Genomic DNA, 26,169 nt, shown 5'->3' on the forward strand with positions numbered 1-26,169 from the left:
CCATTTCGGGCAGGATGCGAAGGTATCCTGCCGCTGACAGGAGTACGTATGTCCGAAGATATCTTTGATGCCATCATCGTGGGTGCAGGTCTGGCCGGTTCGGTTGCGGCGCTGGTGCTTGCTCGCGAAGGTGCACAGGTGCTGGTTATCGAGCGTGGCAATTCTGCTGGCGCGAAGAATGTCACCGGTGGGCGTTTGTATGCACATAGCCTGGAACGCATCATTCCCGGCTTTGCGGATCAGGCCCCCATTGAACGCATGATCACCCACGAAAAACTCGCCTTTATGACCGACAACGGGGCGATGACTATCGACTACTGCAATGGTGAAGATGCTTCAGCGTCGCAAGTTTCTTATTCCGTTTTGCGCAGTAAATTTGACGCCTGGCTGATGGAGCAGGCCGAAGAGGCGGGGGCGCAACTGATCACTGGTATTCGCGTGGATAATGTCGTTCAGCGTGATGGCAAAGTCGTGGGTGTGGAAGCCGATGGCGATATTCTGGAAGCCAAAGTCGTAATCCTCGCTGACGGGGTGAATTCTCTGCTGGCTGAAAAGCTGGGCATGGCAAAGCGTGTTGAGGCATCGCATGTTGCTGTCGGCGTGAAGGAACTGATCGAATTGCCGAAGTCGGTCATTGAAGATCGTTTCCAGTTACAGGGCAACGAAGGTGCCGCCTGTCTGTTTGCCGGGGCGCCAACCGATGGTCTGATGGGCGGTGGCTTCCTGTATACGAATGAAACAACCCTTTCCCTGGGGCTGGTCTGTGGACTTCATCATCTGAAAGACGCGAAAAAATCGGTCCCGCAAATGCTGGAAGATTTCAAACAGCATCCGGCCGTTGCGCCGCTGATCGCCGGTGGCAAGCTGGTGGAATATGCCGCACACGTTGTACCCGAGGCGGGAATGAATATGCAGCCTGAACTGGTGGGCGATGGCGTACTGATTGCCGGAGACGCTGCCGGCATGTGTATGAACCTCGGCTTTACCATCCGTGGTATGGATCTCGCCATATCCGCAGGCGAAGCGGCGGCGAAGACGGTGCTTTCGGCGATGAAGCGTGACGATTTTAGCAAGCAGTCGTTGGGGGAATACCGTCAGCATCTGGACGAAGGTCCGATGCGCGATATGCGCATGTATCAGAAACTGCCAGCTTTTCTTGATAATCCCCGCATGTTTACCGCCTATCCCGAAATGGCGGTCAATATCGCGCGCGACCTGTTCACCGTGGATGGCTCCGCTCCGGTGCCGATGCGTAAAAAAATCCTGCGCCATGCGAAGAAAGTGGGCTTCATCAACCTGATGAAAGATGGCCTGAAAGGAGTGACCGTATTATGACATCTCCCGTCAATGTGGACGTCAAACTGGGCGTCAATAAGTTCAATGTGGATGAAGACAGCCCACACATCATTCTCAAAACCGATCCTGATAAACAGGCGCTGGAGGTGCTGATTAAGGCCTGTCCGGCGGGACTGTATAAAAAGCAGGACGACGGCAGCGTTCGTTTTGATTACGCCGGGTGCCTGGAGTGCGGAACGTGCCGGATCCTCGGCCTCGATACGGCGCTGGAAAAATGGGAATACCCGCGCGGGACGTTTGGCGTGGAGTTCCGCTACGGCTAATAAGTACGAAGTTGTGCCCCCGTAGGCCGGATAAGATGCGGTAGCGTCGCCATCCGGCAATCATGTGGCGCCAATGCCGGATGGCGGCGGAAACGCCTTATCCGGCCTACAGATGCGCTTTGCCCGTGTTGAAACAGGACATCACCATGCAGCAGCCCAGGAACTTTGATGACCTTAAATTCTCCTCCATTCATCGCAGAATTATGCTGTGGGGAAGCGGCGGCCCGTTCCTTGATGGCTACGTGCTGGTGATCATTGGCGTGGCGCTGGAACAACTGACGCCGCTATTGCACCTTGATGCTGAATGGATTGGCGCGCTCGGCGCGGCTACGCTTGCCGGACTGTTTATCGGCACCTCGTTGTTTGGCTATATTTGCGATAAAGTCGGGCGGCGTAAAATGTTCCTGCTTGATATTATCGCTATCGGCGTTATCTCCGTGGCGACCATGTTTGTTTCCACGCCGCTTGAATTGCTGGTGATGCGCGTTTTAATTGGCATTGTTATCGGCGCGGATTACCCTATCGCCACTTCCATGATTACGGAGTTTTCCAACACCCGCCAGCGCGCGTTCTCCATCGGTTTTATCGCCGCGATGTGGTACGTCGGCGCGACCTGCGCCAACCTGGTGGGTTACTGGCTGTATGACATGGAAGGCGGCTGGCGCTGGATGCTTGGCAGCGCCTTTATCCCGTGCTTAATCATTTTGATTGGCCGCTTTGATCTGCCGGAATCGCCACGCTGGCTATTGCGAAAAGGACGGGTAAAAGAGTGCGAACAAATGATGATCAAACTGTTCGGCGAACCGGTCTGCTTTGACGATGAGCCGCCGCAGGAGACCCGCTTCCTGCAGTTGTTTAACCGCCGTCATTTTCCGTTTGTACTGTTCGTTGCGGCTATCTGGACCTGTCAGGTAATCCCGATGTTCGCTATCTATACCTTTGGGCCGCAGATCGTCGGGTTACTCGGCTGGGAGCAGGGGCGCAACGCGGCACTCGGCAATGTGGTGATTAGCCTCTTTTTTATGCTGGGCTGTATCCCGGCGATGTTCTGGCTAAACAGTATTGGCCGTCGCCCTCTGCTTATTGGCAGCTTCGCCATGATGACTATCGCGCTGGCGCTGCTGGGGCTGGTGTCAAATCTGGGCATCATACTGGTCGTGGTGGCGTTTGCGGTATACGCCTTCTTTTCCGGCGGACCGGGCATACTGCAATGGCTTTATCCTAATGAACTCTTCCCGACGGATATTCGCGCTTCGGCCGTGGGGGTCATCATGTCATTAAGCCGCATCGGAACCATTGTCTCCACCTGGGCATTACCGATTTTCATTACTCGTTACGGTATTAATAACGTCATGCTGATTGGCGCGTTGATTTCGTTAGTCGGGCTTGGCGTATCGGTGATGTTTGCCCCGGAAACCCGCGGCTTGACGCTAACACAGACCGGAAACATGACTTTGCGCGGAACGCCATCGGATAACCCTCGTTAAGAGTGTTCTGCATTTCTCCCTGCTTTTCGCCAATAACGCTACAGTTAACAGTCACATGCTAAAACAACTGAAAAGCAGGGAGAACACCATGCAAAAACGTCTTATGACCGCACTGTTTACCGCAGCAACACTATTCACCGTCGCAGGATGCTCTTCTAACCAGGCGGTTGAAACCACGGATGGCAAAACTATTGTCACCGACGGGAAACCCGAGGTCGATAACGATACCGGTATGGTGTCTTACAAAAACGCCGCCACCGGGAAAACCGAACAGATTAACCGCGATCAGCTGAAAAATATGAGCGAGCTGGATAATTAATTCAATTTTCTCTGGTTAGCCGCTCAATAATATTCTCTCTTTATGCGCATCCATTTATTCCCATGCGAATAAACGGATGCCTGAACAGGCAGGGACGCCGGAAAACGTCGAAATACGTTAGACCATTCGCCCGTGTTCCCGCTTTCCCCACCGCGCTGTCCGCTTACATGAGGTTACACTCATCGACATTTCTCTGAACAGCGGCTCAACATTTCCCGGAAAAAAACATATCGCAGGGCATTTATCCTTATGATTAGGTATAAATGATGAGGTATAAGGAACAGGAGTCTGTAATGAAACTGAAACTAATACCTTTTTATTTGCTCGCGCTATTTTCTGCCGCCTCCGGGGCTACGGAGATAAACGCCTGCAAAGACCTGATCGGAACATGGAAAACCACGGCAGATAACCCGCCTTATACCATGACAATATTGCCGCCAGTAGAAGGCTGCGGGGAAAAATGTGTGAAACTGAACGTGCAGTATGAACTTGACGTGACTCACCGCAACGCGCTTTATTGCCATGAAGGACAAGAGGGGGTAAAAGGGCAGGGACCCATGGTGATAGCATTTGAAGGGGCGTATGGTGGACACGCTATTGGAACCTATAACCGACAGCTGCAATTACTTTGGGCTGGCGTAATACCGAAAAATAAAAAGGGGAAATGGATAACGAAAATGGAAAGTTACTGGTTCAGGCAGGTAAAAGCGCACTAAACATCATCTTAAAACAGCCCGCAAAACCGTCTTATTCACGAAGGGCTTACTGTCTGCGCGCATACATTCTACCGACTTGCCTGCCCCGGATGAACTGTTGATAAAAAAGAGGGCCAGCATCTGTTTCCAGACGGCCCTGAGTGGATTGTGACGGAACATGGCACCTTGCTGGCGCTCTCTTATTATTTCATGCCTGTGCCCTCGTTATGGCGCAATCAGAGCTTTATTTCGTCGCATCGTTATAAACTTCGGCAACGGCTTCAAAATTCGGACCATGCTCACGTGCAGCGATAATATGATAATATTTTCCGCCTTTCGCATCGGCTAATTCTGACAGTTTTTCGCGTAGATCAGAGGGTGAGGAAATCTGCCCGCCACTCTGGGACACATTTATGGTGCCGACCTTAACCAGTTTGAAGTGGCTGATTTCTTGTTTAGAGACCTGCTCTGCCGCAAGTGTGCTGAATGAAGCAACCGTTGCCAGTAATGCGGCGGCAATAATGCGTTTTTTCATAGTTCTGTTCCTGTTGCATTGATGATAAGGTTTGCGCAATATCAGTAATCCGTAACGAAATTATTTATCCCCTTCATACTTCAGGTTACTTATGGGTTGGCTACGGATTACTCGGCCCATCCATGGGCCTCGCCCTGACGGGCCGTCGCACGCGACGTTCAAATCTGCTCCCGGCAAATTTGTCGCTCACCTCAGTCACATAATTATCTATGCTCCTGAGGACTCACTCCCTTGCCGCCTTTAAGCAACTCGAATTATTTTGGGTAATAACCTCGGTTGATTATCTGAAAATAGCCTTATTTGGTGTGACCGTCTTATATCTTGTTATAGTCACCTCTTTATGTTGTTGTCAATGTAAAATAATGCACTGCCAGCTAAAAAGAAACTTAACCCCCTGTAAATAATAGTTTTTATATTATTTCTTTTAATGGCGTAATTTTTATTGAATCACGCGGCAATACGCTAGTTTTATTCATAAGCAACATAACAGAATTGAGTTATGTTTTAATTTCCCGGAGTGATATTACCGGTTGTATGTCTATGGTTGCGCGGCCTGTTACTGATAGTGTTTCTTTCGGGGCGATTTTATTGTAGCGGCATAGGGTAATCACCGTAGTTGAAGGGAAAAGGCACGAACACAGAGCTATAGAGTATGTTTAATAATGTATTTTTTTATGAAGTAATGTCTGCAGTTGTATCTCTAAAATAAAAACAATGAACTTTTCATCTAAATAATTTTTCAATGAATTATGCTCATTTATTAATATATTTCTAATTTGAAATACAAATCAATTTATAACACATATTCTTACCCGGAAGGCATTGATACATATCCACGCTTCCTCGTACAGTAATAAATGAATATGTGATAAAGTTACTGACTACAGGTATAATAATATGAGTAATAAAAAAAATCTGTCCGCAGAAGAGACGGATCTTACGCGTAGGAAACTGTTAACCAGCGCCGGTATTCTTGCCGCCGGCGGTATGCTATCCGGCGCGGTAAAATCTGATGAAAAATGTGCCGTCAAGGCGAAACCGGCGTGGGATAAACCGTTTACCGGCGAAATCCCGGAAAAATTGCCAGAAGGATATAATATTCTGTTAGTCGTGACCGACCAGGAGCGTTTTTTTCCTACGTTTCCTTTCCCGGTACCCGGCAGAGAGCGGCTCATGAAAACGGGGGTGACATTCTGTAATCATCAGAATACCAGTAATGTCTGTACGCCTTCCCGCTCCGTATTGTATACCGGCTTACATATGCCCCAGACAAAAATGTTTGATAATCTGGGCTTACCCTGGATGCCTTATGACCTTGACCCCGCTCTTGGAACCACAGGCCATATGATGCGGGAACTGGGATACTATACGGCCTATAAAGGTAAGTGGCATCTTACAGAAAAACTGGAGAAGCCTTTGCCTGACGAAAAAGATGAGGATATTGATGTCGGGGATATTCCTGAACCAGAATTACATAAAATTATGGAAAAATATGGTTTTGCTGACTATCACGGCATCGGCGATATTATAGGCCATAGTAAAGGCGGCTATTTTTATGATTCAACCACCACGGCTCAGACTATAAATTGGTTAAGATGCAAGGGGCAGCCCTTGAATGACCAACACAAGCCCTGGTTCCTGGCCGTTAACCTCGTTAATCCTCATGACGTCATGTTTATTGATACCGATAAAGAGGGAGAAAAGGTACAGTGGCGTGGCGAGTTGGATCAGGATGATAATACCCTGGCGCCCACGCAGCCGCCGGAAAACGAGCTTTATCAGGCAAGCTGGCCGAACTATCCGCTGCCGGCAAACAGGCATCAATCATTCAATGAGCTGGGAAGACCGCCGGCGCATCTTGAATACCAGACGGCGCGCGCTGCGCTGGAAGGGCAGTTTCCTGATGAAGATCGTCGTTGGCGTAAACTGCTTGACTACTATTTCAACTGTATCCGCGATTGTGATACTCACCTTGACCGGATATTAAATGAACTTGATGCCCTCAAGTTAACTGATAAAACGATTGTTGTATTTACTGCCGATCATGGCGAATTAGGCGGAAGCCATCAGATGCACGGTAAAGGCGCTTCCGTTTATAAAGAACAGATCCATGTACCGATGATTATTTCCCACCCGGCGTACCCGGGTAATAAGAAATGTCAGGCGTTGACCTGTCATCTTGATATCGCGCCGACATTAGTTGGGCTGACCGGTTTGCCGGAAGAAAAACAGCACCAGGCGTTAGGCAACCGCAAAGGCGTTAATTTTAGCGGATTGCTAAAAAACCCGGAGGGCGTTGCGGTTAATGCGGTGAGAAATGCCAGCTTATATTGCTATGGCATGATCTTGTATACCGATGCCCATTATCTCCACCGCGTTATCGCGCTACAAAGAGATAAACAAAAAACGGTGGCGCAAATCAAGCAGGAAATATCCCATTTGCATCCTGATTTCAGCCATCGTTCAGGGACGCGCATGATTAACGATGGCCGTTATAAGTTTGCACGCTATTTCTCGCTAAGGGAGCATAATACGCCGGAAACCTGGGAGGATCTTATTAAGTACAACGATCTTGAACTTTACGATCTTAAAAATGATCCCGATGAGAACCATAACCTTGCTGCTGATAAACAGAAATATCAGGATCTCATTCTTACGATGAATGAAAAACTGAATAAAATTATCAAGGACGAAATTGGCGTGGATGACGGCAGTTTTATGCCGGATGCGGCCCATGAGCCGTGGGATCTTACTATTGAGCAGTTTAACCGCATGGCGAAAGATTAAGAGCCTGGCCCATTAGGCTATTTTATTCGCCATTTTGGGTCCGGGCAGTGCTCAAAATCCTCACGTACTACGTGTACGCTCCGGTTTCTGCGCGCTGGTCGGCTCCAAACTGGCTTCAACAATTACGCCTACTGGGCCAGGCTCTAAGTGTCTGACCCATTAGGCTAATTTATGCGTCGGCGATCTGGCATCCAGCGTGTCTGGAGGTTCAGATGCTGTTGGCGCTGCGCTTATTGGGCCTGTGTCATCATGTAATGGATTGATATTACAGTCATTACAGGAAAATTTAGCGCAGCGCCACCCGACAAGAAGGCCTTAAACCGATTGGTCAGCGATTTAAGACTGCTATCATCACCGACCTTTCCACACCGGATCGCGCTTTTCCGCAAACGCCTGCGGCCCTTCGAGAGCGTCTTCTGGGGGCAGGATGGCGTCAACTCCTGGCTGGCGTTAATTCAATTTTTTCTGATTAGCCGCTCAATAATATTCACTATTAGCCTGGCGAATTTGTCACTACACTTTGTAATAAAAAACAGATCATCACAGGCTAATCATGATCCTCATTATTTATGCGCATCCGTATCCGCATCATTCTCATGCGAATAAGCGGATGCTTGAACAGGCAGGGACGCTGGAAAACGTCGAAATACGTTCGCTTTATCACCTCTATCCCGATTTCAATATTGACGTTGCCGCCGAGCAGGAGGCGCTGTCGCGCGCGAGTCTTATCGTCTGGCAGCATCCGATGCAGTGGTACAGCGTCCCTCCTTTACTCAAATTATGGATGGATAAAGTCCTCACCCACGGCTGGGCTTACGGTCATGGCGGTACGGCATTGCATGGTAAACATCTGCTGTGGGCGGTAACGACCGGCGGTGGTGAAAACCACTTTGCTATCGGCTCCCATCCCGGATTTGACGTCCTTTCTCAGCCGCTACAGGCGACGGCGCTCTATTGCGGCCTTAAATGGCTGCCGCCGTTTGCCATGCACTGCACGTTCATTTGCGATGACGACACCTTACAGGCGCAGGCGCGTCAGTATAAACAGCGTTTACTGGCATGGCAGGAGGTGAATCATGGATAGCCATACTCTACTGCAGGCGCTGATCTATCTTGGTTCGGCGGCGCTGATTGTGCCGATTGCGGTACGTTTGGGCTTAGGATCGGTGCTGGGGTATCTGATTGCGGGTTGCATTATCGGCCCCTGGGGGCTACGGCTGGTGACGGACGCCGAATCTATTCTGCATTTTGCGGAAATCGGCGTCGTGCTGATGTTGTTTGTTATTGGGCTTGAGCTGGACCCGCAACGGTTATGGAAGCTGCGCGCCTCGGTATTTGGTGGCGGCGCGTTACAGATGGTGGTCTGCGGCGGACTGATTGGTCTGTTTTGTATGTTTCTTGGCCTGCGTTGGCAGGTGGCGGAACTGATTGGCATGACGCTGGCGCTTTCGTCCACGGCTATCGCCATGCAGGCAATGAATGAGCGTAACCTGACCGTTTCGCAAGTAGGGCGTAGCGCATTCGCAGTGCTCTTGTTCCAGGATATCGCGGCGATCCCGCTGGTGGCGATGATCCCGCTGCTGGCCGCCAGCGGCGCATCCACCACGCTTGGCGCGTTTGCGCTATCGGCGTTGAAAGTCGCAGGCGCGTTGGCGCTGGTGGTGCTGCTGGGACGCTACGTCACGCGCCCGGCGCTGCGCTTTGTCGCGCGTTCTGGTTTGCGGGAAGTGTTCAGCGCCGTGGCGCTATTTCTGGTGTTTGGTTTCGGCCTGTTGCTGGAAGAGGTTGGGCTGTCAATGGCGATGGGCGCGTTCCTGGCGGGCGTTCTGCTGGCGAGTTCAGAATATCGTCATGCGCTGGAAAGCGATATTGAACCCTTTAAGGGGTTGCTGCTGGGGCTGTTCTTTATTGGCGTCGGCATGTCGATTGATTTCGGCACGCTGGTGGAGAATCCACTGCGCATTCTGCTGTTGTTGGCCGGTTTTCTGGCAATCAAAATCGTCATGCTGTGGCTGGTCGCGAGGCCGCTGGGCGTACCGGCAAAACAGCGTCGCTGGTTTGCCGTCTTATTAGGCCAGGGAAGTGAGTTTGCGTTTGTGGTTTTTGGCGCGGCGCAAATGGCGGGTGTACTTGAGCCGGAATGGGCAAAAGCGCTGACGCTGGCGGTCGCGCTGTCGATGGCGGCAACGCCGATTTTTCTGGTGCTGCTGACGCGCATGGAGAAGACCGCGACGGGTGAAGCGCGCGAGGCGGATGAAATCGACGAAGAGCAGCCGCGGGTTATTGTGGCCGGGTTTGGACGATTTGGGCAGATAGCCGGGCGTTTGCTGCTGTCGAGCGGGGTGAAGATGGTGGTGCTCGATCACGACCCCGATCATATCGAAACGCTGCGTAAATTCGGCATGAAGGTTTTTTATGGCGACGCGACGCGTATGGATTTGCTGGAATCTGCCGGAGCGGCGAAGGCGGAGGTATTGATTAACGCTATTGACGATCCGCAAACCAATTTGCAACTGAGTGAACTGGTGAAGTCGCATTTCCCGCATCTGCAGATTATCGCCCGCGCCCGTGATGTCGATCATTACATTCGCCTGCGCCAGGCTGGTGTGGCGATGCCCGAACGTGAAACCTTCGAAGGCGCGCTCAAAAGCGGACGACAGGCGCTGGAAGCGCTGGGGCTAGGGCGTTATGAAGCCCGCGAGCGCGCGGATCTGTTCCGCCATTTTAATACCCGGATGGTGGAAGAGATGGCGAAAGGGGAAAACGATCCGTTATCTCGTGCCGCCGCCTATAAACGTACCAGCGCGATGTTGAGCGAAATTATTACCGAGGACCGGGAGCATCTGTCGTTGATTCAGCGCCACGGCTGGCAGGGAACGGCTGAGGGCAAACATTCCGGGGAGGCCGCTGATGAACCCGAGGTCAAACCGTCAATCTAAAGTAAAAAATGTGATGTTCTGCAAACTTTACTGCTAATTGGCTGTTTTTGAACTACTGTAATGCTGGCGCTCCACATCAAATGAGTGGCGTCGCCAGCAGAACGAAAAATTTTCGTGCTCATCCTCTTTTCGTCAGTCGACGAAAGATTGCGCTTTACGTATAGTGGCGGCAATTTTTTTTGTATCAGGAAATAATTAATGATCAGTCTGATTGCGGCGTTAGCGGTGGATCGCGTCATCGGTATGGAAAACGCCATGCCGTGGAACCTGCCTGCCGATCTCGCCTGGTTTAAACGTAACACGTTAAATAAACCTGTCGTCATGGGACGTCACACCTGGGAGTCCATCGGACGCCCCTTACCGGGACGTAAAAATATTGTTATCAGCAGCCAGGCGGGCACCGACGATCGCGTGCAGTGGGTGAAGTCTGTCGATGAGGCGATTGCCGCTTGCGGCGATGCGCCGGAAATTATGGTCATTGGCGGCGGGCGCGTGTACGAGCAGTTCCTGCCAAAGGCGCAGAAGCTTTATCTGACGCATATTGATGCGGAAGTCGAAGGCGATACCCATTTTCCGGATTATGAACCGGATGACTGGGAATCGGTATTCAGTGAGTTTCACGATGCCGACGCGCAGAATTCTCACAGCTATTGTTTCGAGATTCTGGAACGACGTTAACGCTGTAGTGCCGGATGGCGGCGAAACGCCTTATCCGGCCTACTCTTGAGCCAGATGTAGATAGATGTAGGCCTGATAAGCGTAGCGCCATCAGGCATAAACCTATCAGGCGTTGACCGCTTCGCCTTCGCCCATATCCATCTGGCGGTTTGACGGCTGCACAAAATACTGTTTATCTTCCCAGCGTAAACAGGTCAACTCCCCACCCCAGCAGCAGCCGGTATCCAGCGCGTAAATACCTTCCGGCGTCCCTTTCCCTTCCAGCGACGCCCAGTGCCCGAAAGCAATACTGTAAGCCTCGCTCACCGGTCCCGGAATGGCGAACCACGGCTTCAGCGGCGCAGGGGCATTTTCCGGCGACGCTTTGCTGTACATATCCAGTTGACCGTTAGGAAAGCAGTAACGCATACGGGTAAAGGCATTAGTAATAAAGCGTAGCCGCGCCAGACCGCTTAACTCCGGCGACCAGTTATTCGGCATATCGCCATACATCGCGTCGAGGAAAAAGGGGTACGAGTCGCTCGACAGCACCGCTTCAACATCGCGGGCGCACTCTTTTGCCGTCTGCAAATCCCACTGTGGGGTAATACCCGCATGCGCCATGACCAGCTTTTTCTCTTCATCTACCTGCAACAGCGGCTGACGGCGTAACCAATTCAACAGCTCATCGGCGTCCGGCGCTTCAAGAAGCGGGGTCAGCCGGTCTTTAGGTTTGTTGCGGCTAATCCCGGCGAATACGGCCAACAGGTGTAAATCGTGATTCCCCAGCACCAAACGCACGCTATTGCCAAGCGATTTGACGTAGCGTAACACGTCCAGCGAACCGGGACCGCGGGCGACCAAATCGCCAGTCAGCCACAGAGTGTCTGTATCTGGCGTAAATTCCACTTGCTGTAATAAGGCGATCAGTTCGTCGTAGCAACCGTGAACGTCGCCGATGAGATAAGTTGCCATTGTTATAATTTTAGTGAATGAGTGTAGGGACGGCGAGTCGAAACACGGGAATGTCGATGGTAAAGGCGTCGCCATTTTCATCGATCATTTCGTAATGACCCTGCATGGTGCCCAGCGGCGTTTCAATTACCGCGCCGCTGGTGTACTGATACTCTTCGCCAGGCGCAATGCGCGGCTGGACGCCAACCACACCTTCGCCCTGGACTTCGGTTTCACGGCCATGACCATTGGTAATCAGCCAGTAGCGGCCCAATAGCTGCACTGGCGCCCGACCCAGATTGCGGATGGTTACGGTATAGGCAAAAACGTAACGTTCATCGTCAGGTGAGGATTGCGCCTCAATGTAGACGCTTTGCACCTGAATACACACTCTGGGCGAATTGATCATGTTTAACTCTCCTTCAAAGGCGCGTTTTCCGACAGATAGTTGGCCATCTGGCAGTACTGCGCGACAGAGATATTTTCCGCGCGCATTGCCGGGTCAATACCCATTTCCGTCAACGTCTCAACGCTAAAAAGGTTGCCGAGACTGTTACGGATCGTTTTACGGCGCTGGTTAAAGGCCTCGGTGGTAATACGGCTCAACACGCGAATATCTTTAACCGGGTAAGGCATTGTTGCGTGTGGAACCAGACGCACCACGGCGGAGTCCACTTTGGGCGGCGGCGTGAAGGCGGATGGCGGCACTTCAAGCACCGGGATCACCTGACAGTAATATTGCGCCATCACGCTTAAACGACCATACGCTTTGCTGTTCGGCCCTGCAACCAGACGATTTACCACTTCTTTTTGCAACATAAAGTGCATGTCGGCAATGGCATCAGTATAGCTAAAGAGATGGAACATCAGCGGGGTGGAGATATTATAGGGCAGATTGCCGAACACACGCAGCGGTTGGCCCAACTGCGCAGACAGTTCGCCAAAGTTCATGGTCATGGCGTCCTGCTGATAAATAGTCAGCTTCGGCCCTAAAAACGGATGGGTTTGCAAACGCGCCGCCAGATCGCGGTCAAGTTCAATGACCGTGAGCTTATCCAGTCGTTCGCCGACCGGCTCCGTCAGCGCCGCCAGACCGGGGCCGATTTCAACCATCGCCTGGCCTTTTTGCGGATTAATAGCAGAAACAATACTGTCGATCACAAACCGATCGTTGAGAAAGTTTTGCCCGAAGCGTTTACGGGCTAAATGGCCCTGATGGACTCGATTATTCATTGGGTATTAACAATCATTTTGATGGCGAGATTAAGCGCCGTAATAAAACTGCCGACATCCGCTTTTCCTCGGCCCGCCAGTTCAAGCGCGGTGCCGTGATCAACGGAGGTTCGAATAAAAGGTAGGCCGAGCGTAATATTCACTCCCCGACCGAATCCCTGGTATTTTAGCACGGGCAGGCCCTGATCGTGGTACATTGCCAGCACCGCGTCGGCATTATCGAGATATTTGGGCTGAAACAGCGTATCAGCAGGTAGCGGCCCGTTGAGTTTCATTCCCTGCGCCCGCAGCTCGTCGAGCACCGGAATGATGGTGTCTATCTCTTCCGTGCCCATATGACCGCCTTCGCCCGCGTGCGGATTCAGGCCACAGACAAGAATGCGCGGTTCGGCAATACCAAATTTGGTCCGCAAATCGTGATGCAAAATAGCAATCACTTCGTGCAAAAGCGCAGGGGTGATGGCGTCTGCAATCGCCCGTAGCGGCAGATGCGTGGTCGCCAGCGCCACGCGAAGTTCTTCGGTTGCCAGCATCATCACGACTTTTTTCGCCTGCGAACGCTCTTCGAAAAACTCGGTATGACCGGTAAACGGAATGCCTGCGTCGTTAATAACGCCTTTGTGCACGGGGCCTGTGATCAGCGCGGCAAATTCACCGTTCAGACAGCCATCACACGCTCGCGCCAGCGTCTCTACCACATAGGGGCCATTTTCTACCGTCAACTGACCGGGGATGGCAGGCACGCGCAGCGAGACCGGCAATAGGGTCAGCGTTCCCGCGGGCTGCGGCGCAGCGGGGACATCAGGCGAGTAAGGGAGAAGCGAGAGGGGCAGGCCGAGCATGGCGGCCCGCTCCGTCAGGAGCGCGCCGTCCGCACAGACGACCAGTTCAATCGGCCACGCGCGTTGCGCCAGTTGGACGACAAGATCGGGGCCAATCCCGGCGGGTTCGCCGGGAGTGATAACAACGCGTTGCGCACTGCTCATTAGTTACTCAAAATCTTAACGTAAGCGCTGGCGCGCTGTTCTTGCATCCAGGTCGCCGCTTCTTCTGAGAACTTACGGTTCATCAGCATACGATAAGCGCGATCTTTCTGCGCCGCATCGGTTTTGTCTACCTTACGCGTATCCAGCAATTCGATCAGATGCCAGCCGAAAGAGGAGTGTACCGGCGCGCTTATTTGGCCTTTATGCAGCTTCGTCAGCGCGTCGCGGAACGCCGGATCGAAAATATCTGGCGTAGCCCAACCCAAATCACCGCCCTGGTTAGCGGAGCCCGGGTCCTGAGAGTACTCTTTCGCCGCAGCGGCAAATGTGGTTTTACCACTCTTAATGTCAGCCGCGATTTCTTCCAGCTTCAGGCGCGCCTGCTGATCGTTCATGATCGGCGACGGCTTAAGCAGAATGTGACGAGCGTGAACTTCGGTCACGGAGATACTCTGGCTCTGACCGCGCAGGTCATTTACTTTCAGAATGTGGAAGCCGACGCCGGAGCGAATCGGGCCGACAATGTCGCCTTTCTTCGCGGTGCTCAGCGCCTGGGCGAAAATCCCCGGCAGCTCCTGGATACGGCCCCAGCCCATCTGACCGCCTTTTAGCGCCTGCTGGTCGGCAGAGTAGGTAATCGCCAGTTTGCCGAAATCTGCGCCGTTACGCGCTTCTTCAACAATGCTTTCCGCCTGGCGCTGCGCGTCGTTAACCTGCTCGGAGGTTGGGTTTTCCGGCAGAGCAATCAGGATATGGCTCAGGTTCAGCTCGGTGCTGGCGTCGTTTTGGGTGCCAATCTGTTTTGCCAGCGCGTCAACTTCTTGCGGCAAAACGGTGATACGGCGACGAACCTCATTGTTGCGCACTTCAGAGATAATCATCTCTTTACGAATCTGGTTACGGTAGGTTGAATAGTTCAGCCCATCGTAAGCCAGACGGCTGCGCATCTGATCCATCGTCATATTGTTTTGTTTGGCGATGTTGGCGATGGCCTGATCCAACTGCTCATCCGTGATCTTCACCCCCATCTTCTGACCCATCTGCAGGATAATTTGATCCATAATCAAACGTTCCAGGATCTGGTGACGCAGCGTGGCGTCGTCCGGAAGCTGCTGACCTGCCTGACCCGCGTTGAGTTTGACTGATTGCATTAAGCCATCAACGTCGCTTTCCAGCACGACGCCATTATTGACGACGGCTGCGACTTTATCGACTACCTGGGGGGCAGCGAAACTGGTATTCGCGATCATGGCGATACCGAGAAGCAGCGTTTTCCAGTTCTTCATACTTTTTCCATTTCAATTAACCGCAATGCGGATTACGTTGTAAATCAATCAGATTACATAGAGCTTTGGTACGGCAGAATGTTCGAACGCAACATTTCTTGCGTGCCGAGGCCGTAGTTAGAGCTCAAACCGCGCAGCTCAATGTTGAAGCCAATCGCGTTATCATAAATCGCGTGTTGTTTATCGTTATCCCAACCGTTCAGCTTACGTTCGTATCCGACGCGGATCGCATAGCAGCAAGAGTTGTACTGCAAGCCGAGCATCTGGTCTGCAGGTTTGCTCGAATTGGTATCGAAGTAGTACGCGCCGACAATCGACCAGCGATCGGCAATCGGCCAACTTGCCACCGCGCCCACCTGATTGATGCCGTTTTTATACTGCTCTGCCGTGGAATAATACGAAGGCAACGTAGCCTGAATATATTCCGGGCTGGCATAGCGGTAGTTCAACTGTACCAGACGATCCTGATCCCGACGGTATTCGAGGCTGCTGCTGCTGGTAGCGACGCTATCCAGACGGGTATCGTACTGCACTCCGCTACGCAGCCCCCAGCGTTCTGAAATACGCCAGTAAGTGTCGCCTGCCCAAACCAGCGAACCGGTTTTGTCGTCATTCTCCCATTTAATGTTGTCATCGCCGGTGCGAGACTCCGTGAAATAGTAGATTTGACCAACAGAAACGTTAAAACGTTCAACGGCGGCATCATCATAAATGCGTGTTGTGACGCCGGTCGTGACCTGGTTGGCGGAAGCAATACGGTCGAGACCGCCATAAGTGCGGTCGCGGAACAGGCCGTTATAGTCGGATTGCAGCAAAGAAGAATCGTAGTTATAGATGCCGCTCTGGTCGCGGTACGGCACATACAGGTACTGCACGCGTGGTTCCAGCGTCTGGGTATACCCCGGCGCCAGCATCGCCATATCGCGTTCGAAGATGAGCTTACCGTCGACTTTAAACTGCGGCATGACGCGGTTAACCGAATCTTCCAGCTTATTTTTATTGTTTGGATCGCTGTTATAGCTGTCCAGATTCGTTTGCTGATAGTGCGTCGCCATCAGCTTCGCTTCGGTGTTCAGGCTGCCCCAGCGGTTGGAGAGCGGCAAATTGATGGTTGGCTCCAGGTGGACGCGGGTCGCTTCCGGCATATTGTCTTTGGTGTTAACAAAGTGCACCGCCTGGCCGTAAATCCGGGTATCAAACGGCCCGAGATCGTTATGGTAGTAGTTAACGTCTAACTGCGGCTCCGCAGAGTAGCTGCTGGTGTTTTGATCGTTAAAGACCTGGAATTGTTTGGTCGACACCGTAGCGTCAAAGTTTTGTACGGCGTAGCCGACGCTGAATTTCTGCGTTGCGTAGCCGTCGGTACTGGAACCGTACTTACTGTCGAAATCATTAAAGTAGCTGGAGTCGCTGACTTTGGTGTAATCGACGTTAAAACGCCACACCTGATCCATCACGCCTGAGTGCTGCCAGTAGAATAACCAGCGGTGCTTATCGCCCTCTTTGGGGTGATCGTCCTCGTAGACTTTATCAGAAGGCAGATAATCTAATTCCATCAACCCGGCGCCTGCCTGCGTGAGATAACGGAATTCGTTCTCCCACATAATATTGCCGCGGCGGTGCATATAGTGCGGGGTGATGGTGGCGTCCATATTGGGCGCGATGTTCCAGTAATACGGTAAGTAGAACTCGAAATAGTTCTTGGTCGTGTATTTCGCGTTCGGGATCAGGAAACCTGAGCGACGTTTGTCACCGACGGGTAGCTGTAAATAGGGACTATAAAAGATCGGAACCGGACCTACTTTAAACCGGGCGTTCCAGATCTCCGCAACCTGTTCTTCACGGTCATGGATGACTTCACTCCCCACCACGCTCCAGGTATCGGAGCCAGGCAGACAGGAGGTAAAGCTGCCGTTTTCCAGAATGGTATAGCGGTTTTCGCCGCGCTGCTTCATGAGATCGGCTTTACCGCGCCCCTGACGGCCCACCATCTGGTAATCGCCTTCCCAGACGTTCGTGTCTTTGGTGTTCAGGTTCGCCCAGCCCTTCGGCCCTTTAAGGATGACCTGATTGTCATCATAATGCACATTACCCAGCGCATCGACGGTGCGTACAGGTTCCGGCTGACCTTCCGCCTGCTTCTGATGAAGCTGCACTTCATCCGCTTGCAGGCGGCTATTCCCCTGCATAATGTCCACGTTGCCGGTAAAAACGGCATCGTCCGGGTAGTTACCTTTAGCGTTATCGGCATTGATAGTAACCGGCAGATCGTTGGTATCGCCTTTTACCAGAGGACGATCGTAGCTCGGCACGCCCAACATACACTGTGAGGCGAGATCGGCTGCCAGCCCCTGATGACTATAAAGGGCGCTGGCGATCATGGTGGCCAGAAGAGTGGGAATACGTTTTTTCATACGTTGTATTTATTGTTCCATCATCGGTAGCGTTGCGCGTGACAAACGGTCACAGCCTAACTTACTCATCTTCGCTGCGCCAGTGTTAATCCTGCCGTTTAGCGTCTGTGGTGTTAGGCACGGCATTGAATGACAGGTATGATAATGCAAATTATAGGCGATGTCCCACAATTGACCGTAGCCTTCATTCGCAGAAAAGCACCTTATTTTGTGGGAGATAGCCTCACCGATAGCGTAACGTTTTGGGGAGTCTATGCAGTACTGGGGAAAGATAATTGGCGTCGCCGTAGCCCTGATGATGGGCGGCGGCTTTTGGGGCGTGGTCCTGGGTCTGCTGGTGGGCCATATGTTCGACAAAGCCCGCAGCCGAAAAATGGCGTGGTTTGCCAACCAGCGGGAACGGCAGGCGCTGTTTTTTGCCACCACCTTTGAAGTGATGGGCCACTTAACCAAATCAAAAGGACGGGTGACGGAAGCAGATATTCATATCGCCAGTCAGTTGATGGATCGTATGAATTTACACGGCGATTCACGTACTGCCGCGCAGAACGCCTTTCGGGTCGGAAAAGCGGATAATTACCCATTACGTGAAAAGATGCGGCAGTTTCGTAGCGTCTGCTTCGGGCGTTTTGATCTGATCCGGATGTTTCTGGAAATTCAGATCCAGGCGGCGTTTGCCGATGGCTCGCTGCACCCTAATGAGCGGGAAGTGCTGTATGTGATTGCGGAAGAGCTAGGTATTTCCCGCGTACAGTTCGATCAGTTTCTGCGCATGATGCAGGGCGGCGCGCAGTTTGGCGGCGGTTATCATCAACAGTCCGGCGGCGGCTGGCAGCAGGCGCAGCGCGGCCCGACGCTGGAAGATGCCTGTAATGTGCTGGGGGTTAAAACCACCGATGATGCAACCACCATTAAACGCGCTTATCGCAAACTGATGAGCGAGCATCATCCCGATAAGCTGGTGGCCAAAGGTTTGCCGCCGGAGATGATGGAGATGGCGAAGCAAAAAGCGCAGGAAATTCAGAAAGCGTATGAGCTAATCAAAGAACAGAAAGGCTTCAAGTGATTGAATTGCCGGATGCGGCTAGCGCCTTATCCGGCCTACGTTAATGAATGTAGGCCGGGCAAGCGAAGCGCCCCAGCATAAATTGGCTCAGAATTTAAAAATCTGCCGGGACTTTAAACGTCATGCTGTTACCGTAAGCGGGATGGGTAATGGTCAGCATTTCGGCGTGTAACTGCAAACGCGGCGCTAGCGACAACGCTTCCGGCGAGGCGTAAAACCGATCGCCTAAAATCGGGTGGCCTAACGCCAGCATATGCACACGAAGCTGATGTGAACGTCCGGTGATCGGCTTGAGCACCACGCGGGCGGTATTATCCGCCGCAAACTCCACCACGTTATATTCCGTTTGCGCCGGTTTGCCGGTTTCATAACACACTTTCTGCTTTGGCCGGTTCGGCCAGTCGCAGATGAGCGGTAAGTCGACCAGTCCTTCCGCCGGGGAGGGATGCCCCCATACGCGCGCCACATACTGCTTTTTCGGCTCACGTTCGCGGAACTGGCGTTTTAGCTCCCGCTCCGCGGCTTTGGTCAGCGCCACTACAATCACGCCGCTGGTGGCCATATCCAGACGATGCACCGATTCTGCCTGCGGGTAGTCGCGCTGGATACGCGTCATAATGCTGTCTTTGTGCGCTTCCAGACGCCCCGGCACGGACAACAGGCCGCTGGGCTTATTGACCACCATAATGTGCTCATCCTGATACAGGATAACCAGCCAGGGTTCCTGCGGCGGATTGTAGTTTTCCATCCCCATGTACGGCTCCGTTATTGGTGCGTGACGACGATAAGACGCAGCGCGTCCAGACGCCAGCCTGCCTGATTCAGGCTTTCCAGCACCTGCTGACGGTTGCTGTCGATAGCGGCAAGTTCGTCGTCGCGAATGTTCGGGTTGACGGCGCGCAGCGCTTCCAGACGCGACAGTTCCCCGGACAGTTTTTCATCCGCCTCGCGACGCGCGTTATCAATCAGCGCTCTGGCGGACTTTTCAATCTGCGTCTCGCCCAGTTGCAAAATGGCGTGGACGTCCTGTTGCACGGCGTTAACCAGTTTGCTGCCGGTGTGGCGATTCACGGCGCTGAGCTGACGGTTGAAGGTTTCAAACTCGACCTGGGCGGCCAGATTGTTGCCGTTTTTATCTAACAGCATACGTACCGGCGTCGGCGGCAGGAAGCGGTTCAGTTGTAGCTGTTTCGGCGCCTGCGCTTCCACGACGTAAACCAGTTCGACCAGCAGCGTGCCGACGGGCAGCGCTTTATTTTTCAACAGCGAAATGGTGCTGCTGCCGGTGTCGCCGGAGAGGATCAGATCCAGTCCGTTACGGATGAGCGGATGTTCCCAGGTAATAAACTGCGCATCTTCGCGAGACAGGGCTACGTCACGTTCAAACGTGATAGTACAGCCGTCTTCCGGCAGGCCGGGGAAATCCGGCACCAACATGTGGTCGGACGGCGTCAGCACGATCAGGTTGTCGCCGCGATCGTCCTGGTTAATGCCGACGATATCGAACAGGTTCATGGCGAACGCGATCAGGTTGGTGTCGTCGTCCTGTTCTTCAATGCTTTGTGCGAGCTGTTGGGCTTTTTCTCCGCCGTTGGAGTGGATCTCCAGCAGGCGGTCGCGGCCCTGTTCTAACTGGGCTTTTAGCGCTTCATGTTGTTCGCGGCAGGATTTGATCAGATCGTCAAACCCGTCGGTTTCTTCAGGCGCGGCCAGATAGTTAATCAGACTGGCGTAGGCTGAATCATAAATCGCGCGACCGGTCGGGCAGGTATGCTCAAAGGCGTCCAGCCCTTCGTGATACCAGCGAACCAGCACCGACTGGGCGGTTTTTTCCAGGTACGGGACGTGGATCTGGATATCATGCGCCTGTCCGATACGATCCAGACGACCAATACGCTGTTCCAGCAGATCCGGGTTAAACGGCAAGTCGAACATCACCAGATTGCTGGCAAACTGGAAGTTACGTCCTTCGGAGCCGATTTCGGAACATAACAGCACCTGCGCGCCGGTATCTTCTTCGGCGAACCAGGCGGCGGCGCGGTCGCGTTCGATAATCGACATGCCCTCATGGAACACGGCGGCGCGGATGCCTTCGCGTTCGCGCAGCACCTGCTCCAGCTGTAACGCGGTGGTCGCCTTAGCGCAGATCACCAGCACTTTTTGCGAACGATGGCTGGTCAGATAGCCCATCAGCCACTCAACGCGTGGGTCGAAGTTCCACCAGGTGCCGGTATCGCCTTCGAACTCCTGATAAATTTGTTCCGGATAGAGCATATCGCGGGCGCGATCTTCCGCGCTTTTACGCGCGCCCATAATGCCGGAGACCTTAATGGCGGTCTGATACTGGGTCGGCAGCGGCAGTTTTACCGTATGTAGTTCACGTTTCGGGAACCCCTTGACGCCGTTACGGGTGTTGCGGAACAGAACGCGGCTGGTGCCGTGGCGATCCATCAGCATCGACACCAGCTCATCACGGGCGGCCTGCGCGTCGTCGCGATCGCTATTAGCGGCCTGCAACAGCGGTTCAATATCCTGTTCGCCGATCAGATCGCCCAGCCTGTTCAGTTCGTCGTTGCTGAGTTTATTGCCCGCCAGCAGCATGGCCACCGCATCGGCGACAGGGCGGTAGTTTTTCTGTTCTTCGACAAACTGTTCGAAATCGTGGAAACGGTTCGGATCGAGCAGGCGCAGACGGGCGAAATGGCTTTCCATCCCCAGTTGTTCTGGCGTGGCGGTCAGCAGCAGCACGCCCGGTACGCGTTCAGCTAACTGTTCAATGGCCATATATTCACGGCTCGGCGCATCGGTACTCCACACCAGATGATGCGCTTCGTCGACCACCAGCAAATCCCACTCGGCGTCGCACAAATGTTCCAGACGCTGCTTATTACGGCGGGCGAAATCCAGCGAGCAGATCACCAGTTGTTCGGTTTCAAACGGGTTATACGCGTCGTGCTGCGCTTCGGTATAGCGTTCGTCATCGAACAGCGCGAAGCGCAGGTTGAAACGGCGCAGCATTTCTACCAGCCACTGGTGTTGCAGGGTTTCCGGAACAATGATCAATACGCGTTCCGCCGCGCCGGATAATAACTGTTGATGCAGTATCATCCCGGCTTCAATGGTTTTACCTAAGCCCACTTCATCCGCCAGCAGTACGCGCGGCGCATGGCGACGACCCACATCATGAGCGATATTAAGCTGATGCGGGATCAGATTGGTCCGCTGACCGCGCAGGCCGCTGTATGGCATCCGGTACTGCTCGCTCTGAAATTTACGGGCGCGATAGCGCAGCGCGAACCGATCCATTCGATCGATTTGACCGGCGAACAGACGATCCTGGGGCTTACTGAAAACCAACTTGCTGTCGAGCAGAACTTCGCGCAGCGTCACATTGGTCTCTTCGGTATCCAGGCGGGTGCCGACATAAACAAGCAGGCCATTTTCTTCTTTTACTTCATCGATATGTAGCTGCCAGCCTTCATGGCTTGTAATCGTATCGCCAGGGTTGAACATGACGCGGGTCACGGGAGAATCACTGCGCGCATACAGGCGGTTTTCCCCCGTGGACGGGAAAAGTAAGGTGACGGTTCGCGCATCCATCGCAACAACGGTTCCAAGTCCCAGCTCGCTTTCTGTATCGCTGATCCAGCGTTGACCAAGTGTAAAAGGCATATGTGTTCGGCTCTATATCTTTAATTGCAGGCATTACTCGCCATTCCCAGGCGACAGCACTGGATAATTGCGAGTATACGACCCCGCTACCAGGCTAATGTGGTAGTGGCGTTAATTAGGTCCAGGAATGGAAAGGGCGCTATGGTACTGGAAGGCGGCGCTTTCGTCACGCGTCAAAATAGCCCCAGTTGCCCGGTCAGTAGTGTAGCAAAATTATCTTCAACGAAGGGAAGAATTCCTTCCGCCACGGGTTGTAGCTGGCGGGTAAGATAGTGTTCGTAATCCAGCGGCGACTGCTGGTAATCCACGGGCTCGGGGCCGTTAACAGTCCAGACATATTTTATGGCGCCGCGATTCTGATACTGCGCCGGACGACCCTGCTTCAGGTTTTGTTCATCCGCCAGCCGGGCGGCGCGAACGTGCGGCGGAACGTTACGTTGGTACTCATGTAAAGAGCGACGCAGACGCTTACGATAAACCAACTGCGCGTCCAGTTCGCCCGCCATCAGTTTATCGATAGTCTCACGCACATAGTCTTGATAAGGTTCATTGCGAAAAACACGCAGATACAGCTCCTGTTGAAAGCGCTGCGCCAGCGGCGTCCAGTCGGTCCGCACCGTTTCCAGACCTTTAAATACCATGCGCTGGCTGTCGCCTTCCTGAATCAGGCCCGCGTAGCGTTTTTTACTGCCAGTATCCGCGCCGCGGATGGTCGGCATCAGAAAACGGCAAAAGTGGGTTTCAAACTCCAGCTCCAGCGCGCTGGTCAAATTTTGCTGTTGTAACGTCTGCGCCCACCATTCGTTCACGTGACGCACCAGCCTGTGCCCGATTTCCGCCGCATCGGCTTCTGAATGCGCGCGCCGGAGCCAGACGAAAGTGGAATCGGTATCGCCATAAATCACGTCATAACCCTGCGCCTCAATCAGCGCTTTGGTCTGGCGCATAATCGCATGACCGCGCATGGTGATTGACGACGCCAGACGGGGATCGAAAAAGCGACAGGCCGTGGTGCCGAGTACGCCATAAAAGGCGTTCATAATGATTTTAAGCGCCTGCGAGAGCGGTTTATTACCCTGACGTTTGGCTTCATCGCGCCCGTGCCAGATTTGGCTAACAATTTCCGGCAGGCAGTGCTTTTCTCGTGAAAACCAGGCGTCAAGGAAACCTTCGGTACTGTGTTCCGGATCCGGCTGCGCCATGCCTTCGACCAGCCCGACGGGATCAATCAAAAACGTGCGGATAATCGACGGGTACAGGCTTTTATAATCCAGCACCAGTACTGAATCGTATAATCCGGGTTGTGAATCCATTACGTAGCCGCCGGGACTTGCCAGCGGCGGCACTTCGCCGAGATTGGGCGCGACATAGCCGGCGCGGTGCATTCGCGGAAAGTAAAGATGCCCGAATGCGGCGACTGAACCGCCGTGGCGATCGACCGGCAGGCCGTTGATCGTCGCGCGTTCCAGCAAAAACGGCATGATCTCGGTTTTATGGAAAATGCGCGTGACCAGCTCGCAGTCTTTCAGGTTGTAGGTGGCGAGGGCGGGTTTATCCTGGGCAAAGCGGCGATCGATCTCATCCATACGATCCCAGGGATTATCAATGGATTTTCCTTCGCCGAGCAGTTCCTGCGAGACGGCTTCCAGCGAAAAAGACGAAAAATTCCAGAACGCGGATTTAAGCGCGTCGATACCATCGATAATAACTCGCCCTCTGGCCTGGGCGAAAAAAACGCCGTTTTTGAAGCCATGTTCGCGCCACTCCAGTTCGCTATTGTCTCGCCCCAGCCGTAAAGGGATACGGTAGCGTTCGGCATGTTTTTGCAGCATACGCAGGTCGAACTGCACCACGTTCCAGCCGATGATGACGTCAGGATCATGTTCGGCAAACCAGGCGTTGAGTTTTTCCAGCAACTGCGGGCGGCTGGCGACATACACAAGCTCGAAGTCCAGTTGGCGGTCATCGCCATTCGCCGGACCCAGCATATAAACGGTACGCTGGCCGCATCCTTCCAGACCAATGCAATACAGTTCGCCGTGTCGCGTGGTTTCGATATCCAGCGAGACCCATTTTAGCGGCGGTCGATAGTCGGGGTGGGGTTTAAGACGCGCATTGAGGATAACGCCGTTGCGCATCTCGCCGTCTACCCAAACGGGCGACGTAATAAAACGTTCCATCAGGTAACGTTCCGGCGGGCGTACATCCGCTTCATAAACGGTGACGCCGCTTTCGCGCAGCAGTTTCTCCATCCGCATAAGCTGGCGGTGAGTGCGGCAATACAGACCGGATACCGGCTGACGATGAAAGTCTCGCAGCTGGAGCGGCGTCAGGCGATAGTCTTTTTCCGCCTGTAGCAGCGAGGCGGCGCGGGAGGTCTGGCTGGTCGGAATAAACGCCACGGACTCCTGCGGCGCCAGCGTCGCCTGCACAGGGCCGTTGTCTGTCGCCAGCCAGAAAGAGACCTCCGTTCCTTGCGGCGTATCCCGCCAGTGCCGGGTTAAAATGAAACCTGCCTGCGCCACGATGATTACCTGTCTAAAAAATTCACGCTAATTATAACCTGTTTTAGGGGGTAATACTGTTATTTTGTACAGGCATATAACGTAAAAGCCGATATCCGCTGTAATAAAAAGTTTCTCGCAGTAAGAAGCGGGTTTGCGCCCACCAGGATTTATAGCGGGTGGATCGCGTGGGTGATGAGCGGCTATCGATACCATTATCCTGAGCGATAGTTTTCAGACGCAGCATATGCAGCGGATCGCTGACCAGTAACGCTGTGCGCCATTGTTGTTGTCGCAGTATCTGTTTTGCGTAACGAATATTTTCGCGCGTCACGGTAGAGCGCTCTTCAATAAAAATCGCCTTAGCCGGAATCCCTTTTTCCAGAACGTATTGACGGGCTATCGCCGCGTCGGAAACCGTTGCGCCAGCGCCGTAGCCGCCGGTTAATACCAACGCGCGGACAATGTGTTGTTGGTAAAGCCAGATGGCATGATCCAGTCTGGCCTGAAAAACGGGAGAAGGCGTTTTTCCGCTAACGCCTGCTCCTGCGACAATCGCGCAGTCAGCTACGCGCGTCTGGTTTTGCTGACTGAACTGATAAATAGCGATGGCATTATGGATAAACACCGTAGCCATAATGAGAATTATGCCTGCCGCGATTCTGATGATGTAGCGATATTTCATGAATGAGTTCGTTCCCCGTGACGGGTGTAATGGATATTTTAACGATAAAATGGCTTTTAGCGTCAGATATTTTTGCTGACGTCTACTTATCAATATAATGATGCCGGTATATACAGCAGATATAATTACCCTATAACTGCTAATTTTGAATCATGTTTATTTACAGTTTTTACCCATGTATTAGCCGTTTTGTGTCAAGTCTGTTTTCATACATTAAGTATTTTTCAGAAAGGCGCTTGTTCGAATCTGTTACTTATTTCTCGGATTAACAAAAAAGCGATATTTTTTGTTTGTTTTACTTAATGAAAAGTGTAACAATTTCATTTGGAAC

Annotated in this window: 21 protein-coding genes and 1 pseudogene; 10 read left to right on the forward strand and 12 right to left on the reverse strand. The window is 52.9% G+C overall.

Translation table 11 applies throughout. The annotated features are described in order from the left end of the window. Positions 1-48: 48 nt before the first annotated feature. From ACLJPQ_RS10935 to ACLJPQ_RS10955, 5 genes are all read left to right on the forward strand, one after another. Positions 49-1,335: an FAD-dependent oxidoreductase gene (locus ACLJPQ_RS10935; protein ID WP_001287773.1), complete on the forward strand. Its 1,287-nt coding sequence runs from the start codon at positions 49-51 to the stop codon at positions 1,333-1,335. Continuing rightward, positions 1,332-1,619: a ferredoxin-like protein FixX gene (fixX, locus tag ACLJPQ_RS10940; protein ID WP_000203736.1), complete on the forward strand. Its 288-nt coding sequence runs from the start codon at positions 1,332-1,334 to the stop codon at positions 1,617-1,619. The genes ACLJPQ_RS10935 and fixX overlap by 4 nt, the downstream gene beginning before the upstream one ends. 146 nt (positions 1,620-1,765) lie before the next feature. Next, positions 1,766-3,106 (forward strand): MFS transporter, encoded by a 1,341-nt coding sequence (locus tag ACLJPQ_RS10945; protein WP_001187057.1) that lies wholly within the window; start codon positions 1,766-1,768, stop codon positions 3,104-3,106. 88 nt (positions 3,107-3,194) lie between these two features. Continuing rightward, complete coding sequence (locus tag ACLJPQ_RS10950; protein WP_001172089.1) at positions 3,195-3,425, forward strand: YgdI/YgdR family lipoprotein; 231 nt, start codon at positions 3,195-3,197, stop codon at positions 3,423-3,425. Positions 3,426-3,724: 299 nt separating this feature from the next. Further along, complete coding sequence (locus ACLJPQ_RS10955) at positions 3,725-4,141, forward strand: hypothetical protein (RefSeq protein WP_161976238.1); 417 nt, start codon at positions 3,725-3,727, stop codon at positions 4,139-4,141. A 223-nt stretch (positions 4,142-4,364) separates the two neighbouring features. Here the strand turns inward: ACLJPQ_RS10955 and srfN are convergent, their stop codons facing one another. Further along, positions 4,365-4,655 carry a DUF1471 family virulence protein SrfN gene (gene srfN, locus ACLJPQ_RS10960; protein ID WP_000745961.1) on the reverse strand — a complete coding sequence of 97 codons (291 nt, stop codon included), beginning with the start codon at positions 4,653-4,655 and terminating at the stop codon, positions 4,365-4,367. Positions 4,656-5,552: 897 nt separating this feature from the next. Between srfN and ACLJPQ_RS10965 the strand changes: the two genes are divergently transcribed. Beyond that, complete coding sequence (locus ACLJPQ_RS10965) at positions 5,553-7,442, forward strand: sulfatase-like hydrolase/transferase (RefSeq protein ID WP_080184997.1); 1,890 nt, start codon at positions 5,553-5,555, stop codon at positions 7,440-7,442. A 351-nt stretch (positions 7,443-7,793) separates the two neighbouring features. On the opposite strand, the pseudogene ACLJPQ_RS10970 reads toward ACLJPQ_RS10965, so the two are convergent. After that, a pseudogene (locus tag ACLJPQ_RS10970) lies at positions 7,794-7,874 on the reverse strand (hypothetical protein); the annotation flags it as partial. Positions 7,875-7,995: 121 nt separating this feature from the next. On the opposite strand from ACLJPQ_RS10970, the gene kefF reads away from it, so the two are divergent. The 3 genes from kefF to folA all read left to right on the forward strand — a co-directional run bounded on the left by kefF (position 7,996) and on the right by folA (position 11,059). Continuing rightward, entirely contained in the window at positions 7,996-8,526 is a 531-nt protein-coding gene (kefF, locus tag ACLJPQ_RS10975; RefSeq protein WP_000600706.1) for a glutathione-regulated potassium-efflux system oxidoreductase KefF, read from the forward strand. Next, positions 8,519-10,381: a glutathione-regulated potassium-efflux system protein KefC gene (gene kefC, locus ACLJPQ_RS10980; protein WP_000377169.1), complete on the forward strand. Its 1,863-nt coding sequence runs from the start codon at positions 8,519-8,521 to the stop codon at positions 10,379-10,381. Before kefF ends, kefC begins: the two co-directional genes overlap by 8 nt. Positions 10,382-10,579: 198 nt before the next feature. Next, positions 10,580-11,059, forward strand: a complete 480-nt coding sequence (folA, locus tag ACLJPQ_RS10985; RefSeq protein ID WP_080184995.1) for a type 3 dihydrofolate reductase — start codon at positions 10,580-10,582, stop codon at positions 11,057-11,059. A gap of 105 nt (positions 11,060-11,164) precedes the next feature. Here folA and apaH read toward each other — a convergent pair whose 3' ends face one another. Genes apaH through lptD form a run of 6 tightly spaced genes read right to left on the reverse strand, consistent with a single transcriptional unit; the run spans position 11,165 to position 17,911 of the window. After that, a complete protein-coding gene (gene apaH / locus ACLJPQ_RS10990) occupies positions 11,165-12,013 on the reverse strand; it encodes a bis(5'-nucleosyl)-tetraphosphatase (symmetrical) ApaH (protein WP_000257211.1) in 849 nt (282 codons plus the stop codon). Positions 12,014-12,023: 10 nt separating this feature from the next. Beyond that, positions 12,024-12,401, reverse strand: coding sequence for a Co2+/Mg2+ efflux protein ApaG (apaG, locus tag ACLJPQ_RS10995; protein WP_000610894.1), 378 nt, complete (start codon positions 12,399-12,401; stop codon positions 12,024-12,026). A 2-nt stretch (positions 12,402-12,403) separates the two neighbouring features. Further along, positions 12,404-13,225, reverse strand: coding sequence for a 16S rRNA (adenine(1518)-N(6)/adenine(1519)-N(6))-dimethyltransferase RsmA (gene rsmA / locus ACLJPQ_RS11000; protein ID WP_001065397.1), 822 nt, complete (start codon positions 13,223-13,225; stop codon positions 12,404-12,406). After that, entirely contained in the window at positions 13,222-14,211 is a 990-nt protein-coding gene (pdxA, locus tag ACLJPQ_RS11005) for a 4-hydroxythreonine-4-phosphate dehydrogenase PdxA (RefSeq protein ID WP_080184994.1), read from the reverse strand. The genes rsmA and pdxA overlap by 4 nt, the downstream gene beginning before the upstream one ends. Beyond that, a complete protein-coding gene (surA, locus tag ACLJPQ_RS11010) occupies positions 14,211-15,497 on the reverse strand; it encodes a peptidylprolyl isomerase SurA (RefSeq protein WP_000800482.1) in 1,287 nt (428 codons plus the stop codon). Before surA ends, pdxA begins: the two co-directional genes overlap by 1 nt. A 53-nt stretch (positions 15,498-15,550) precedes the next feature. Beyond that, positions 15,551-17,911, reverse strand: a complete 2,361-nt coding sequence (gene lptD / locus ACLJPQ_RS11015; protein WP_000746116.1) for an LPS assembly protein LptD — start codon at positions 17,909-17,911, stop codon at positions 15,551-15,553. 253 nt (positions 17,912-18,164) lie between these two features. Here lptD and djlA point away from each other — a divergent pair, with 253 nt between their 5' ends. Next, positions 18,165-18,977, forward strand: a complete 813-nt coding sequence (djlA, locus tag ACLJPQ_RS11020; RefSeq protein ID WP_001200595.1) for a co-chaperone DjlA — start codon at positions 18,165-18,167, stop codon at positions 18,975-18,977. 94 nt (positions 18,978-19,071) lie between these two features. Here djlA and rluA read toward each other — a convergent pair whose 3' ends face one another. From rluA to ACLJPQ_RS11040, 4 genes are all read right to left on the reverse strand, one after another. Further along, positions 19,072-19,731 carry a bifunctional tRNA pseudouridine(32) synthase/23S rRNA pseudouridine(746) synthase RluA gene (gene rluA / locus ACLJPQ_RS11025; RefSeq protein WP_000525196.1) on the reverse strand — a complete coding sequence of 220 codons (660 nt, stop codon included), beginning with the start codon at positions 19,729-19,731 and terminating at the stop codon, positions 19,072-19,074. A gap of 11 nt (positions 19,732-19,742) precedes the next feature. Beyond that, the gene (gene rapA / locus ACLJPQ_RS11030; protein ID WP_001116966.1) at positions 19,743-22,649 is read right to left on the reverse strand and encodes an RNA polymerase-associated protein RapA; all 2,907 of its coding nucleotides are present in this window, start codon (positions 22,647-22,649) and stop codon (positions 19,743-19,745) included. Between the two features lie 173 nt (positions 22,650-22,822). Continuing rightward, complete coding sequence (gene polB / locus ACLJPQ_RS11035) at positions 22,823-25,174, reverse strand: DNA polymerase II (protein ID WP_080184993.1); 2,352 nt, start codon at positions 25,172-25,174, stop codon at positions 22,823-22,825. Positions 25,175-25,217: 43 nt separating this feature from the next. Then, on the reverse strand, positions 25,218-25,838 hold the full coding sequence (locus ACLJPQ_RS11040) for a YdcF family protein (protein ID WP_000877512.1): 621 nt from the start codon (positions 25,836-25,838) through the stop codon (positions 25,218-25,220). Positions 25,839-26,169: the final 331 nt, after the last annotated feature.

It is taken from the genome of Salmonella sp. SAL04213, assembly GCF_046550535.1.
GTDB classification, from domain to species: Bacteria; Pseudomonadota; Gammaproteobacteria; order Enterobacterales; family Enterobacteriaceae; genus Salmonella; species Salmonella enterica.

Bases quoted from the DNA above. Each gene is read 5' to 3' on its own strand.
- ACLJPQ_RS10935 (WP_001287773.1), top strand. From the start codon at position 49: ATGTCCGAAGATATCTTTGATGCCATCATCGTGGGTGCAGGTCTGGCC.
- fixX (WP_000203736.1), top strand. From the start codon at position 1,332: ATGACATCTCCCGTCAATGTGGACGTCAAACTGGGCGTCAATAAGTTC.
- ACLJPQ_RS10945 (WP_001187057.1), top strand. From the start codon at position 1,766: ATGCAGCAGCCCAGGAACTTTGATGACCTTAAATTCTCCTCCATTCAT.
- ACLJPQ_RS10950 (WP_001172089.1), top strand. From the start codon at position 3,195: ATGCAAAAACGTCTTATGACCGCACTGTTTACCGCAGCAACACTATTC.
- srfN (WP_000745961.1), bottom strand. From the start codon at position 4,655: ATGAAAAAACGCATTATTGCCGCCGCATTACTGGCAACGGTTGCTTCA.
- ACLJPQ_RS10965 (WP_080184997.1), top strand. From the start codon at position 5,553: ATGAGTAATAAAAAAAATCTGTCCGCAGAAGAGACGGATCTTACGCGT.
- kefF (WP_000600706.1), top strand. From the start codon at position 7,996: ATGATCCTCATTATTTATGCGCATCCGTATCCGCATCATTCTCATGCG.
- kefC (WP_000377169.1), top strand. From the start codon at position 8,519: ATGGATAGCCATACTCTACTGCAGGCGCTGATCTATCTTGGTTCGGCG.
- folA (WP_080184995.1), top strand. From the start codon at position 10,580: ATGATCAGTCTGATTGCGGCGTTAGCGGTGGATCGCGTCATCGGTATG.
- apaH (WP_000257211.1), bottom strand. From the start codon at position 12,013: ATGGCAACTTATCTCATCGGCGACGTTCACGGTTGCTACGACGAACTG.
- apaG (WP_000610894.1), bottom strand. From the start codon at position 12,401: ATGATCAATTCGCCCAGAGTGTGTATTCAGGTGCAAAGCGTCTACATT.
- rsmA (WP_001065397.1), bottom strand. From the start codon at position 13,225: ATGAATAATCGAGTCCATCAGGGCCATTTAGCCCGTAAACGCTTCGGG.
- pdxA (WP_080184994.1), bottom strand. From the start codon at position 14,211: ATGAGCAGTGCGCAACGCGTTGTTATCACTCCCGGCGAACCCGCCGGG.
- surA (WP_000800482.1), bottom strand. From the start codon at position 15,497: ATGAAGAACTGGAAAACGCTGCTTCTCGGTATCGCCATGATCGCGAAT.
- lptD (WP_000746116.1), bottom strand. From the start codon at position 17,911: ATGAAAAAACGTATTCCCACTCTTCTGGCCACCATGATCGCCAGCGCC.
- djlA (WP_001200595.1), top strand. From the start codon at position 18,165: ATGCAGTACTGGGGAAAGATAATTGGCGTCGCCGTAGCCCTGATGATG.
- rluA (WP_000525196.1), bottom strand. From the start codon at position 19,731: ATGGGGATGGAAAACTACAATCCGCCGCAGGAACCCTGGCTGGTTATC.
- rapA (WP_001116966.1), bottom strand. From the start codon at position 22,649: ATGCCTTTTACACTTGGTCAACGCTGGATCAGCGATACAGAAAGCGAG.
- ACLJPQ_RS11040 (WP_000877512.1), bottom strand. From the start codon at position 25,838: ATGAAATATCGCTACATCATCAGAATCGCGGCAGGCATAATTCTCATT.